This window comes from Pseudomonas cichorii (assembly GCF_019719005.1).
In the GTDB taxonomy this organism is placed as follows: domain Bacteria; phylum Pseudomonadota; class Gammaproteobacteria; order Pseudomonadales; family Pseudomonadaceae; genus Aquipseudomonas; species Aquipseudomonas cichorii_E.
Genome location: NZ_JAIGPJ010000021.1, coordinates 37,687 through 50,403, shown reverse-complemented (window position 1 = coordinate 50,403; position 12,717 = coordinate 37,687). Strand labels below are relative to the sequence as shown.

At 59.7% G+C, this 12,717-nt stretch carries 12 protein-coding genes; 11 read left to right on the top strand and 1 reads right to left on the bottom strand.

The genetic code is table 11. The annotated features are described in order from the left end of the window. Positions 1-124 precede the first annotated feature (124 nt). Genes K5D32_RS16105 through K5D32_RS16095 form a run of 3 tightly spaced genes read left to right on the top strand, consistent with a single transcriptional unit; the run spans position 125 to position 2,627 of the window. Positions 125-1,138: an aminoglycoside phosphotransferase family protein gene (locus tag K5D32_RS16105; protein WP_221601010.1), complete on the top strand. Its 1,014-nt coding sequence runs from the start codon at positions 125-127 to the stop codon at positions 1,136-1,138. A 46-nt stretch (positions 1,139-1,184) separates the two neighbouring features. After that, on the top strand, positions 1,185-1,859 hold the full coding sequence (gene murU / locus K5D32_RS16100; RefSeq protein WP_221601008.1) for an N-acetylmuramate alpha-1-phosphate uridylyltransferase MurU: 675 nt from the start codon (positions 1,185-1,187) through the stop codon (positions 1,857-1,859). Beyond that, positions 1,860-2,627, top strand: a complete 768-nt coding sequence (locus K5D32_RS16095; protein WP_221577889.1) for a TerB family tellurite resistance protein — start codon at positions 1,860-1,862, stop codon at positions 2,625-2,627. Positions 2,628-2,696: 69 nt separating this feature from the next. Here K5D32_RS16095 and K5D32_RS16090 read toward each other — a convergent pair whose 3' ends face one another. After that, complete coding sequence (locus tag K5D32_RS16090; RefSeq protein WP_221601006.1) at positions 2,697-3,656, bottom strand: alpha/beta hydrolase family protein; 960 nt, start codon at positions 3,654-3,656, stop codon at positions 2,697-2,699. A 106-nt stretch (positions 3,657-3,762) separates the two neighbouring features. Between K5D32_RS16090 and K5D32_RS16085 the strand changes: the two genes are divergently transcribed. The 8 genes from K5D32_RS16085 (at position 3,763) to K5D32_RS16050 (ending at position 12,714) form a co-directional block, all read left to right on the top strand. After that, on the top strand, positions 3,763-5,775 hold the full coding sequence (locus K5D32_RS16085; RefSeq protein WP_221601004.1) for a histidine kinase: 2,013 nt from the start codon (positions 3,763-3,765) through the stop codon (positions 5,773-5,775). Further along, on the top strand, positions 5,772-6,401 hold the full coding sequence (locus tag K5D32_RS16080; protein WP_198724448.1) for a response regulator transcription factor: 630 nt from the start codon (positions 5,772-5,774) through the stop codon (positions 6,399-6,401). Before K5D32_RS16085 ends, K5D32_RS16080 begins: the two co-directional genes overlap by 4 nt. Before the next feature lie 273 nt (positions 6,402-6,674). Continuing rightward, positions 6,675-7,799: an ABC transporter ATP-binding protein gene (locus K5D32_RS16075; RefSeq protein WP_221577886.1), complete on the top strand. Its 1,125-nt coding sequence runs from the start codon at positions 6,675-6,677 to the stop codon at positions 7,797-7,799. Positions 7,800-7,880: 81 nt separating this feature from the next. Next, a complete protein-coding gene (locus K5D32_RS16070; protein ID WP_095068342.1) occupies positions 7,881-8,912 on the top strand; it encodes a polyamine ABC transporter substrate-binding protein in 1,032 nt (343 codons plus the stop codon). A 79-nt stretch (positions 8,913-8,991) separates the two neighbouring features. Next, the gene (locus tag K5D32_RS16065) at positions 8,992-10,239 is read left to right on the top strand and encodes an ABC transporter permease (RefSeq protein ID WP_221593933.1); all 1,248 of its coding nucleotides are present in this window, start codon (positions 8,992-8,994) and stop codon (positions 10,237-10,239) included. 11 nt (positions 10,240-10,250) lie between these two features. Beyond that, positions 10,251-11,075: an ABC transporter permease gene (locus K5D32_RS16060; RefSeq protein ID WP_221601002.1), complete on the top strand. Its 825-nt coding sequence runs from the start codon at positions 10,251-10,253 to the stop codon at positions 11,073-11,075. Between the two features lie 149 nt (positions 11,076-11,224). Then, on the top strand, positions 11,225-11,899 hold the full coding sequence (gene rpe, locus K5D32_RS16055; RefSeq protein ID WP_221601000.1) for a ribulose-phosphate 3-epimerase: 675 nt from the start codon (positions 11,225-11,227) through the stop codon (positions 11,897-11,899). Beyond that, a complete protein-coding gene (locus K5D32_RS16050) occupies positions 11,896-12,714 on the top strand; it encodes a phosphoglycolate phosphatase (RefSeq protein ID WP_221577882.1) in 819 nt (272 codons plus the stop codon). The genes rpe and K5D32_RS16050 overlap by 4 nt, the downstream gene beginning before the upstream one ends. The last annotated feature ends 3 nt before the right edge of the window (positions 12,715-12,717 follow it).

The window sequence follows — 12,717 nt, the reverse complement described above, 5'->3', positions numbered from 1 at the left end:
TAGTCCGGGCTTCCTGCGCGCCATCTGCCCGCGGGGGGGCCGCACGCCTCTCGATGGGCTGAAAAAGATCCCGGATAATAAAGCATGACCCGCTTGACGGCTAGCGCCGTCGGAGACCCTTGTAATGTCAGACCAAGATATACGCCTTCAATCCCTGAAAGTTTGGCTCGATGAGCAGTTGCCAGCGCTCTTTGCCAGACAGAAATGGGGCGCCGTACCCCCGGCCACGTTGACTGCGGCCAGTAGCGACGCGAGTTTCCGTCGCTACTTCCGCTGGGAAGGCAGCGATAAAACTTTTATTGTCATGGATGCGCCTCCACCTCAGGAAAACTGCAAACCTTTCGTGGACATTGCTCATTTATTGGCCAGCTCGGGCATTAATGTTCCGAAAATTCATGCCGAAGACCTGACGCAGGGCTTTTTGCTGCTCAGCGATCTGGGGCGTCAGACGTATCTGGACGTCATCGATGCGGACAACGCCGATGCATTGTTTGCCGATGCCATCGAAGCGCTGCTGACTTATCAGCAACTGCCGATGGATGCGCCGTTGCCCAGTTATGACGTGGCCTTGTTGCGTCGTGAGCTGGAGCTTTTCCCCGAGTGGTATGTAAAGCGTCACTTGGGGATTGAGATGGACTCCGCGCAACTGGCCAGTTGGCAGCATGTCAGCGACCTGTTGATCGAAAGCGCCCTGGCGCAGCCCAAGGTGCTGGTTCATCGCGACTACATGCCGCGCAACCTGATGATCAGTGAGCCCAATCCGGGCGTGCTGGATTTCCAGGATGCGGTCTACGGGCCGGTTACTTATGACATTACCTGCCTGTTCAAGGATGCGTTCCTGAGCTGGCCTGAAGAGCGCGTTGCCGGCTGGCTGAACACTTACTGGAACAAGGCGCGCGCCCTGGGTATTGAGATTCATGAAGACTTCGCCGCCTTTTCGCGGGCCAGTGATCTGATGGGTGTGCAGCGGCACTTGAAGGTCATCGGGATTTTTGCCCGCATCTGCCATCGTGATGGCAAGCCGCGCTATCTGGGTGATGTTCCGCGCTTCTTCTCGTATATAGAGGCCGTTGTGTCGCGACGTCCGGAGCTGGCAGAACTGGGACAACTGCTGACCAGCCTGCGGCCATCGGCGTGAGGTGTGATTATTTTGAAGAAGGATCGATTGTGTGGAAGAGGCTTGCATGAAAGCGATGATTCTCGCCGCCGGTAAAGGCGAGCGGATGCGACCGTTGACCTTGCACACACCAAAACCTCTGGTGCGTGCCGGTGGTGTTCCCTTGATCGAATACCATCTCAAGGCATTGCAGGAGGCCGGGTTTCACGACCTGATCATCAACCATGCCTGGCTGGGGCAACAGATAGAAGACTATCTTGAGGATGGCCAGCGTTGGGGCGTGAACATTCGCTACTCACCCGAAGGCGAGCCACTGGAAACCGGTGGCGGTATCTTTCGCGCACTGCCACTGCTGGGGGATGAGCCCTTTGTTGTGGTCAACGGCGATATCTGGACCGATTACAACTTTGCCGGGCTGCGCACGCCCCTGACCGGGCTTGCCCATCTGGTGATGATCGATAACCCCGCGCACCATCCGACTGGCGATTTCGCTCTTGTCGACGGCCTGCTGCAGGAGTCTTCTGCAGAAGACGTACCGCGTCTGACCTACAGCGGCATTGCCATCCTGCATCCGCGCCTTTTCGCTGGCTGCGAAGCCGGTGCCTTCAAGCTGGCTCCGTTGCTGTGTCAGGCGATGGCTCAGGGGCTGGTCACGGGTGAGCATTTCCGGGGGATCTGGATTGACGTCGGTACTCATGAGCGTCTTGGCGAAGTCGAGCGATTGCTGTCGGGGACCCGCTAGATGCTGTGGCCAGGCACGCTGCTCGGCGCCGGAGCCGGATATGCCATTGCCGATATTCCGGGCGCGATGTTAGGTGCGTTGCTGGGACAGGCTCTGGATCGTCGGCTGCAACTGCACACCTGGGCGCATCTGCGTGAGCGCCTGGGTGGCCGTTCGGCGGTACGTGACGAAGATCTGCTGTTCGTGCTGCTGGGGCGTCTGGCCAAAAGTGGCGGCCGTGTCATGGCCAGCCATATCCATCAGGCTCAGGCGGAAATGCGCCGCTTGAACATGGATGAGGCTGCACAGCGTCTTGCCATTGCCGCTTTCAATCGCGGTAAGGACGGTGCTGACGGATTGCGCGGTTATCTGCGTCGTCTGCGCGGCCAGCCGGGCATGGCTGAAGGCCTGTTGCGGGCTTGCTGGCGCATGGCCTGGGCCGACGGCAAGGTCACCCGTATCGAACGTGAATTGATCGGTGCGTGGGGGATGTGGCTGGGCTGGTCAGAGCTGAAAGTCGAGGCGCTGGCTGCCGAACACGACCCGATGAAAAGGCCGTCCGTCAGCAGTTCGGACGAATACAGCGGGGCGCTTTCACTGCTGGGAGTGCAGGCCGATACCGACCCGGCGAGCATCAAGCGCGCCTATCGTCGTCTGCTGAGTCGGCATCATCCGGACAAGATCGCGGGAGGCGGTGCCAACACATTGCAAGTGCGTGTTGCCACCGAAAAGACCAGCGAATTGCACAGTGCCTATAGAGTGATCAAGGCGCGTCGCGGGTTTCGTTGAGTGTGAGTGGTTGTTCGCGAATGAATTGGTTCCCACGGTGATCGCGTAGGAATTCATTCGCGAAAGCCTTTATTCCGCCTCTACCCAACCTCTGATACGGCGAAAGATCTGTTCCTGCTCGGCCTCTTCATTCCCCACAATGTTGATCAGTGCGACCTGAGTAAAGCCCGCCCCCTTGGCGCGTTTGCTGACTTGCAGGCGAGCACTGGCCGCCTGTGGTGACTGGCTCTTGTAGATGAAGTCTGCGGTCTTCATTTTCAGCGTCGGCACCAGTTCCAGCAGCGAAGGCTTGGTATTGACCGGCTCACGGGCCGCCACCATCGCGAATTTCTGGACCAGCGGAGATTGCCGCTCGTTCAGGAAGCGTGCTGCCCAATAGGCACCGCTGCTATGGCCGATCAGCACGATACTGCGTGCCTTGTTCTGCTGGGCAAAACTGATCGCGCTTTCGATGCGGGCAAAGATGTGTTCGGCTTCAGCCTTGGCGCGTTCTTCGGCCTCTGCGGCTTTTGCAACCTCGTCACCTGCCTGCGCCTGAGTGTCGGCTGCCTTGGCGGCATCATCCTTTGGCGCGTCCTTGGGCTTTTCTTCAGCGGCAGGCGCATCCGGTTCGCGTGGCATCAGGGCTTCGTCCTGCACATCCGGCAGGGTGATGCTCAGCGTGGCCCAGCCGGTGTCCGGAAACTTGCGACGCAACGGGCCGACGATATCCGGCCAGTCCGCCGACTCGCCCGCACCGGGCAGAAGAATGACCGCGCCTTTCGGGTCGGCACTGTTGGCGGGTTTCCAGAGTGCCAGGAAGCTTTCGTCACCGGCTTGCAGTTGCTGCAGGTCCTGAGGCGGCAGTTGGCGCTCGAGGGCGATGGCATCTTCCTGAGCCCGGGTCAGCAGCGGGGCGCGTTCCACAGGGGCTTCGGCGGAGGCAGCATCCTTGGCCGGTGCAGGATCGGCAGCCACCACCGGCAGCGCACAAGGTACTATCAGCGACAGGAGCAATGCAGGAAGCGTTGCACGAAAGGTATGGGGCATCGAATATTCCAGGCCAGAAACTATTCTGGCAGCCTAATGCGTTGATCGGTATTTGTCAGGTCCCGGGACGGTGCATGGCCGCCAAACGAAAACACAAGAGAACGACATGAGTGCTCTTCTGCGCATTGGTTTTATCGGCTGGCTGGCCCTGCTCTTGATGGCTCGGGTGCCGGATGCATGGGCTGGTGAATCAGAGCCTGTTGCGCAGGCATTGCTCAGCCAGGAGCAGCGCACCTGGCTGGACCAGCATGGTCCGTTGCGGGTCGGTCTGGTGATGCACGCGCCTTATGCACAGTTCGATCAGCGTCTGCAGCAGCTTTCCGGTGCCAACGTCGACTTGATGAATGCGCTGGCGGCGGCTCTGCGAGTGGAGTTGCTGTGGCGCAACTTTCCCGATCAGGCCGCACTGGAAAAGGCTGCGGCGGCGGGGCAGGTAGACCTTGCACCCGGCCTGATGCAAACCCCTTCCGGGCTGCGCACCTGGATGTTTTCCGATCCTTACCTGCGGGTTTCGCAACTGGTGATCGGGGAGCGCGATGGCAGCTCGGCAGTGGATCTGGAGAAAGTCGATGAGCGCTCGCGCGTAGCCGTGCGCATGCCGAGTTCGACAGCCGATTACCTGCGCAGCAATTACCCTCATCTGAACCTGCAAGGCGTGCCCCTCGAACGTCAGGCCCTTCAACTGCTGTTGAGTCAGCAGGCGCGCTACGCCGTGGTGGACGAGGCGCAACTCAGTCGTCTGTTCCGCGAGCCGGAGTTTGCCGGGCTGGCCGTGGTGGGCGATATCGGTCTGCCGCAACTGCTGCGGGTGGCGACACGCCGGGACACGCCACAACTGGCTGCCATCGTCAGTGAAGCCTTGCATGTGATTCCCGCCAAGGAGCTGGATCAACTGCATACACGCTGGATGCCGCTCAAGTCGTCGCGTTTCAGCGAGTCGCCCGGGCTGTGGCAGAACCTCTGTCTCTTGTTGCTGGTGATGTTGCTGGCCTGCTTCGCGATTTTGGTCTGGCAGCGCCGTCAGCAGCAGGCACTGGAGCAGGAGCTGGTCGATGCGCGGGAAGACATTGCCCGCCGCGTGGAAGGTGAGGAAGGGCTTCGCCTCGCGCAGTTCTCCATCGATCAGAGCACGGTGGGCATTCTCTGGGTCAACTGGGACAGCCGGGTGCGCTATGCCAATCATGCGGCAGAATCCATGCTCGGTTATGCGTCGGGCGCAGTGGTGGACCGGCCGCTGATCGATTTCGAGCCCGGCCTGCACATGGACCGCTGGCTGAACCTGTGGAAGAACGCCCGCTCCATGGAAGACAGCCCGCAAGTGTTCGAGACCAATTGCATCCGCGCCGATGGCAGTGTGTTGCCTGCGGGCGTATCCCTGAGTTTTCTGCGCTTTCGCGAGGCAGAGTATCTGGTGGTGTTCCTCAGTGACGTCAGTGAACGACGTCGCGCCCACGACCAGTTGCGCGAGTTGTCGGCGCATCTGGAAAGCGTGCGTGAAGAGGAAAAGGCCCGCATTGCTCGTGAAGTACACGACGAACTGGGCCAGATGCTGACGGTGCTGAAGCTGGAAACCTCCATGTGCGAGCTGGCCTATGCCGACCTTGACCCAGGCCTGAGCGAGCGGCTGAACAGCATGAAGCGTCTGATCGCTCAGCTCTTCCAGTTGGTTCGCGACGTCGCCACGGCCCTGCGACCGCCTATTCTCGATGCAGGCATTGCTTCGGCCATCGAGTGGCAGGCGCGGCGATTCGAGGCTCGCACGCAGATTCCGTGTCTGGTGCAGGTGCCGGACAACCTGCCGCCGCTCAGCGATGCCAGGGCCACTGGCATGTTTCGCATTCTTCAGGAGGCGCTGACCAACGTCATGCGTCACGCTCAGGCGCACACGGTTGAAGTCAGCCTGACGCTGGACGGCGATGTGATGTGCATGACCATTGCCGACGACGGCCAGGGTTTTGTGATGCAATCGCAAAAGCCTGTCTCGTTCGGTCTGGTGGGGATGCGCGAGCGTGTCCTGATGCTGGGTGGCAGACTGGAACTGGACAGCGAGGTCGGTGAAGGCACAACCTTGCGCGCTTATATCCCGTTGGACCCTGTTGGGCAGGAGCGAGAACATTGATTCGTGTACTGGTCGCTGAAGACCACACCATCGTGCGTGAGGGCATCAAGCAGCTTATCGGCCTGGCGAAGGATCTGCTCGTCGTGGGCGAGGCCAGTAATGGCGAGCAGTTGCTCGAAACCCTGCGGCATGTGCCCTGCGAAGTGGTGTTGCTGGATATCTCCATGCCTGGCGTCAACGGGCTTGAGGCGATTCCCAGGATCCGGGCGTTGAATAACCCGCCGGTGATCCTGGTGCTGTCGATGCACGACGAAGCGCAAATGGCTGCCCGCGCCCTGAAGATCGGCGCGGCGGGATATGCAACCAAGGACAGCGATCCTGCCTTGCTGCTGACAGCCATTCGTCGGGTGGCGGCAGGAGGGCGTTATATCGATCCGGATCTGGCTGACCGCATGGTTTTCGAGGTCGGCCTGACCGACAGTCGCCCGCTGCATTCGCTGTTGTCGGAGCGCGAATTTTCGGTGTTCGAGCGTCTGGCTCAGGGCGCCAACGTCAATGACATTGCTCAGCAACTTGCCTTGAGCAGCAAGACCATCAGCACCCACAAGGCGCGCCTGATGCAGAAGATGAACCTGCACTCCCTGGCGGACCTTGTGAAATATGCTATGGAGCACAAGCTGCTCTGATCCTGAAAACGACAAGTAGGAGCGAATTCATTCGCGAAAGAAGGCTGCACTGTAGTGTCAGGTGGGGCGCTTTCCCGAATGAATTCGGTCCTACAGGGTTTTCTGTGTACAAAAGTGCTGAATTGCCACTTATCCAATCCCGCCATCCGTGTAGGGCAATCCCTACACTGACTCTTCCAGCCTGCTTAGGCAAATCTCTCCTGGCCCCCGATTTGCGCGGTATGTGCGCTGTTCTAGTCTTGATCCCACGCAGACAAAACAAAGGTGTGGGTAATGAGCTACGTCGATTCAAGCGCTGGGGCAAATGATGTTCTGGTCAGCTTTCGTGGTGTGCAGAAAAGCTACGACGGCGAAGCACTCATCGTCAAAGACCTGAACCTGGATATTCGCAAAGGCGAATTCCTCACCCTGCTCGGGCCATCGGGCTCCGGCAAGACCACCAGTCTGATGATGCTGGCCGGTTTCGAGACGCCGACCGCGGGCGAAATCCTGCTGGGTGGCCGCGCCATCAACAACGTGCCGCCCCACAAGCGCGACATTGGCATGGTGTTCCAGAACTACGCACTGTTCCCGCACATGACGGTCGCCGAGAACCTGGCGTTCCCGCTTTCGGTGCGCGGCATGAGCAAGAGCGAGATCGGCGACAAGGTCAAGCGCGCACTGGGCATGGTTCAACTGGATGCCTTCGCGCATCGCTACCCGGCGCAGTTGTCCGGTGGTCAGCAGCAGCGTGTGGCCCTGGCCCGTGCGCTGGTTTTCGAGCCGCAACTGGTGCTGATGGACGAGCCTCTCGGCGCACTCGACAAGCAATTGCGCGAACACATGCAGATGGAAATCAAGCACCTGCACCAGCGTCTGGGCGTGACCGTGGTCTACGTGACCCACGACCAGGGCGAAGCCCTGACCATGTCCGACCGGGTTGCGGTTTTCCATCAGGGCGAAATCCAGCAGATCGCACCGCCGCGTACCCTTTATGAAGAACCCAGCAATACCTTCGTCGCCAACTTCATTGGCGAGAACAACCGTCTCAACGGGCGCCTGGTCAGCCAGAACGGCGACCGCTGCGTCGTCGAGCTGGAACGGGGAGAGAAGGTCGAGGCACTGGCAATCAATGTCGGCCAGACCGGCGAGCCGGTCACCCTCTCTATCCGTCCGGAACGCATCAGCCTCAATGGCCGTAGCGAAAGTTGTGTAAACCGTTTCTCGGGCCGTGTTGCCGAGTTCATCTATCTGGGCGACCACGTTCGTGTGCGTCTGGAAGTGGCAGGCAAGACCGACTTTTTCGTCAAGCAGCCTATCGCCGAACTGGATGCGGCCTTGAGCGTTGGCGATGTCGTGCCCCTTGGATGGCAAGTCGAGCACGCTCGCGCGCTCGATCCCTTGCAGCAAGTGCATTGATCTATCGATAAAAGCAACAACAGAGGCGAACGATCGCCCGTCCCAATCGCTTACCAACACTGCTCGTGGAGAAAAGAATAAATGCTGAAATCATTGAAGTTCACCGCTATCACGTTGGGCATGATGTGCGCGTCCCAAGCCATGGCCGCTGATCTGACCGTTATCTCTTTCGGCGGCGCCAACAAGGCCGCTCAGGAAAAGGCTTTCTATGCCCCTTGGGAGAAAGCAGGCAACGGCAAGATCATCGCTGGCGAGTACAACGGTGAAATGGCCAAGATCAAGACCATGGTCGACACCAAGAGCGTTTCCTGGGATCTGGTAGAAGTCGAATCGCCGGAACTGTCCCGTGGTTGCGACGAAGACATGTTCGAAGAGCTGGACCCTGCGCTGTTCGGCAAGGCCGAGAACTTCGTACCGGGCGCGCTGACCACTTGCGGCGCCGGCTTCTTCGTATGGTCCACCGTGTTGGCTTACAACGCCGACAAGGTCAGCACCGCTCCGACCAGTTGGGTCGATTTCTGGGACACCAAGAAATTCCCGGGCAAGCGCGGCCTGCGCAAAGGCGCCAAATACACCCTGGAATTCGCCCTGATGGCCGACGGCGTCGCGCCGAAAGACGTCTACAAGGTGCTGGCCAGCAAGGACGGTCAGGACCGTGCCTTCAAGAAGCTCGATGAGCTCAAGCCAAACATTCAATGGTGGGAAGCAGGCGCTCAGCCGCCTCAGTACCTCGCTTCAGGCGACGTGGTCATGAGCTCGGCCTACAACGGCCGTATCGCTGCCGTGCAGAAAGAAAGCAACCTGAAAGTGGTCTGGACCGGCGGCGTGTATGACTTCGACGCATGGGCCATTCCAAAGGGCTCGAAAAACGTTGAAGCGGCGAAGAAGTTCATCGCTTACATCCTGAGCCCGGAGCAGCAGAAGACATACTCGCAGAACATCGCCTACGGCCCGGCCAACACCCAGGCGGTCGCTTTGCTGGACAAGGAAACCCTGCAGAACATGCCGACCACTCCTGAAAACATCAAGGATCAGGTGCAGATGGACGTGACGTTCTGGACTGACAACGGCGAGTCGCTGGAGCAGCGCTTCACCGCTTGGGCAGCCAAGTAATCGCGTCAACCTGAGTTAGATCCAGGAGCGTTTCCGGTTCAGGAAACGCTCCCCTCGTTAGTAGATTTCGGAGTTCGATATGGCCACCGCCGTGCCCCTGACTGAAGGCGCCAGCCCCAACCTGAAGCAACGCCTGGCTCGCGCCGAGCGGGTCAACCGCTGGAAAGCACAGGCTCTGATCGCTCCGTTGGTCATCTTTCTGCTGCTGGTCTTTCTGGTGCCCATCGCTGCGCTGCTCTACAAGAGCGTCAGCAACCCGGAAGTCGTTTCAGCACTGCCGAGTACCGTGATTGAAGTCGGGAAATGGGACGGTAAAGGGCTTCCGCCCGAGTCGACTTACAAGGCACTGAGCCTGGATCTGGCTGAAACCCGCAAGAATTCGACCCTGGGCGATCTGTCCAAGCGTCTGAACATGGAACTGGCCGGCTATCGCAGCCTGCTGAGCAAGACCGCTCGTGCTTTGCCCTTCAAGACCGAGCCTGCCTCTTATAAAGATGCACTGGAAGCGCTGGACGAGCGTTGGGGCGATCCTGCCTATTGGCAGGCGATTCGCCGCAATACCAGTAGTGTCACCCCTTATTACCTGCTGGCCGCTGTTGACCATCGCATCGACGATGTCGGTGAAGTGGCCGCTGCGACTCCTGACCAGGCCATTTACCTGGATATCTTCACTCGCACATTCTGGATGGGCCTGGTCATCACCTCCATCTGCCTGGTGCTGGCGTATCCCTTGGCGTATCTGCTGGCCAGCCTGCCTGCTCGTCAGAGCAACCTGCTGATGATTCTGGTTCTGCTGCCGTTCTGGACCTCGATTCTGGTGCGGGTCGCGGCCTGGATCGTGCTGCTGCAATCGAGTGGCCTGATCAACGGCGCGCTGATCGCCATGGGTATCATCGACAAGCCTATCGAGCTGGTCTTCAACCGGGTCGGCGTCTACATCTCGATGGTGCATATCATGCTGCCGTTCATGATCCTGCCGATCTACAGCGTGATGAAAAACATCTCGCCGACTTACATGCGTGCCGCCATTTCCCTGGGCTGCCATCCGTTCACCAGCTTCTGGCGCGTGTACTTCCCGCAGACCTACGCCGGGATCGGTGCAGGCTGCCTGCTGGTCTTCATCCTGTCCATCGGCTACTACATCACCCCGGCCTTGCTGGGCAGCCCGAACGACCAGATGGTCAGCTATTTCGTGGCCTTCTACACCAACACCAGCATCAATTGGGGCATGGCGACAGCGCTGGGCGGCCTGCTGCTGTTGGCAACCATCGTGCTGTATCTGATCTATAGCTGGTTGGTCGGCGCCAGCCGCCTGCGCTTGAGCTGAGGGGAATCATCATGCTGAATTCGTATTCGTCGCCCATCGAGCGCATCTGGTATTACGCACTGCGCATCATCTGCGCGCTGGTGCTGCTGTTTCTGGTGCTGCCGGTGCTGGTCATCGTGCCACTGTCGTTCAACTCGGGCAGCTTTCTGGTCTACCCGCTGCAAGGCTTTTCATTGCAGTGGTATCAGGACTTCTTCGCTTCTGCCGAGTGGATGCGCTCCCTGAAAAACAGCATGATCGTCGCACCCGCTTCCACGCTGCTGGCGATGGTCTTCGGCACACTGGCCGCCATCGGCCTGACCCGTGGCGACTTCCCCGGCAAGCCGCTGGTCATGGCGCTGGTGATCTCGCCGATGGTCGTGCCGATGGTGATCGTGGGCGTTGCCAGCTACCTGTTCTTCGCGCCGCTGGGACTGGGCAACAGCTACACCTCGCTGATCCTGGTGCATGCGGTGCTGGGTGTGCCGTTCGTGATCATCACCGTGTCGGCCACCTTGCAGGGCTTCAACCACAACCTGGTGCGCGCCGCCGCCAACTTGGGCGCTTCGCCACTGACGGCGTTCCGTCGGGTAACCCTGCCATTGATCGCGCCCGGCGTCATCTCCGGTGCGCTGTTCGCCTTCGCGACCTCGTTCGATGAAGTGGTCGTCACCCTGTTCCTCGCCGGCCCTGAGCAAGCGACCCTGCCGCGCCAGATGTTCAGCGGCATCCGCGAAAACCTCAGCCCGACCATCGCCGCCGCCGCGACCTTGCTGATCGCCTTCTCGGTGGCGTTGCTGCTGGTGCTGGAGTGGCTGCGCGGGCGCAGCGAGAAGTTGAGGACGACGGGGGAATAGGTGGGAGCGGCAAGCTTCAAGCTTTAAGCTTCAAGTCAAAAGCTTGGAGCTTGGAGCTTGCGACTTACAGCTTGAAGCTTGTCGCTTTCTCCTCGCTGCTTCTGCGCTTACAATGCGCGCCACCGTGATTCAGCTCAAACAGGTGCGCCATGCAGCCCTTCGTTATTGCCCCATCGATCCTTTCCGCTGACTTCGCCCGTCTGGGTGAGGACGTCGACTCTGTACTGGCCGCGGGTGCCGACTTCGTTCACTTCGATGTCATGGACAATCACTATGTCCCGAACCTGACCATCGGTCCGATGGTGTGCAGCGCGTTGCGCAAGTATGGCGTCACTGCGCCCATCGACGTGCACCTGATGGTCAGCCCGGTGGATCGCATCATCGGCGATTTCATCGAAGCCGGTGCCACCTACATCACCTTCCACCCTGAAGCCACTCAGCACATCGACCGTTCGCTGCAACTGATCCGCGAAGGCGGTTGCAAGGCAGGTCTGGTGTTCAACCCGGCGACGCCCCTGAACCTGCTGGAATACGTCATGGACAAGGTCGACATGATCCTGCTCATGAGCGTCAACCCGGGTTTCGGCGGTCAGAAGTTCATTCCCGGTACGCTGAACAAGCTGCGCGAAGCGCGGGCCTTGATCGATGCGTCGGGGCGTGACATCCGTCTGGAAATCGATGGTGGCGTCAACGTCGCCAACATCCGTGAAATCGCGGCTGCAGGTGCCGATACTTTTGTTGCCGGCTCGGCTATCTTCAATGCCCCCGACTACAAAGAAGTAATCGATAAAATGCGCAACGAACTGGCGTCAGCCCGCGCATGAGCGGCTTCGAGCAGTTGTTTGCGGGCAATTTGCCCAGGCTGATCATGTTCGATCTGGACGGAACCCTCGTGGATTCCGGGCCTGATCTGGCCGTGGCCGTCGACAAGATGCTGCTCGAACTCGGTCGCCCGCCGGCCGGTCTTGAGTCGGTTCGGCAATGGATCGGCAATGGCGCACCGGTACTGGTGCGTCGTGCGCTGGCCAATGACATTGACCACAGCGGCGTCGATGACGCCCTGGCCGAGCAGGCGCTGGAAATCTTCATGCAGGCTTATGCCGAAAAGCATGAGTTCACCGTGGTCTACCCCGGCGTTCGTGAAACCCTGAAATGGTTGCAGAAGATGGGCGTCGAAATGGCCCTCATCACCAACAAGCCGGAGCGCTTCGTCGCTCCGCTGCTGGATGAAATGAAACTGGGACGTTTCTTTCGCTGGATCATCGGTGGCGACACCATGCCGCAGAAAAAGCCGGATCCGGCAGCCCTGTTCTTTGTCATGAAAATGACCGGTATTCCTGCCTCCCAATCACTGTTCGTCGGGGACTCACGCTCTGATGTGCAGGCGGCCAAGGCGGCTGGCGTGGCCTGTGTAGGGCTGACCTATGGCTACAACCATGGCAGGCCCATCGCTGAAGAATCCCCGGCGCTGGTGATCGATGATCTGCGCAAGCTGATTCCCGGTTGCCTGGATCAGGACGCTGAGATACTGTTGCCCGATATTCAACGTCCCTCCCTTAGAGATTCCATCGTGGTGGTCACTCGCAAACTCTGGATGAAAGTCATCAAGGCCCTGGCCCGTTGGCGTTGGCGCGCCTGACTT

What these genes read in the sequence shown, in the direction of transcription:
- K5D32_RS16105 (WP_221601010.1), top strand. Translation starts at nt 125, where the DNA reads ATGTCAGACCAAGATATACGCCTTCAATCCCTGAAAGTTTGGCTCGAT.
- murU (WP_221601008.1), top strand. Translation starts at nt 1,185, where the DNA reads ATGAAAGCGATGATTCTCGCCGCCGGTAAAGGCGAGCGGATGCGACCG.
- K5D32_RS16095 (WP_221577889.1), top strand. Translation starts at nt 1,860, where the DNA reads ATGCTGTGGCCAGGCACGCTGCTCGGCGCCGGAGCCGGATATGCCATT.
- K5D32_RS16090 (WP_221601006.1), bottom strand. Translation starts at nt 3,656, where the DNA reads ATGCCCCATACCTTTCGTGCAACGCTTCCTGCATTGCTCCTGTCGCTG.
- K5D32_RS16085 (WP_221601004.1), top strand. Translation starts at nt 3,763, where the DNA reads ATGAGTGCTCTTCTGCGCATTGGTTTTATCGGCTGGCTGGCCCTGCTC.
- K5D32_RS16075 (WP_221577886.1), top strand. Translation starts at nt 6,675, where the DNA reads ATGAGCTACGTCGATTCAAGCGCTGGGGCAAATGATGTTCTGGTCAGC.
- K5D32_RS16070 (WP_095068342.1), top strand. Translation starts at nt 7,881, where the DNA reads ATGCTGAAATCATTGAAGTTCACCGCTATCACGTTGGGCATGATGTGC.
- K5D32_RS16065 (WP_221593933.1), top strand. Translation starts at nt 8,992, where the DNA reads ATGGCCACCGCCGTGCCCCTGACTGAAGGCGCCAGCCCCAACCTGAAG.
- K5D32_RS16060 (WP_221601002.1), top strand. Translation starts at nt 10,251, where the DNA reads ATGCTGAATTCGTATTCGTCGCCCATCGAGCGCATCTGGTATTACGCA.
- rpe (WP_221601000.1), top strand. Translation starts at nt 11,225, where the DNA reads ATGCAGCCCTTCGTTATTGCCCCATCGATCCTTTCCGCTGACTTCGCC.
- K5D32_RS16050 (WP_221577882.1), top strand. Translation starts at nt 11,896, where the DNA reads ATGAGCGGCTTCGAGCAGTTGTTTGCGGGCAATTTGCCCAGGCTGATC.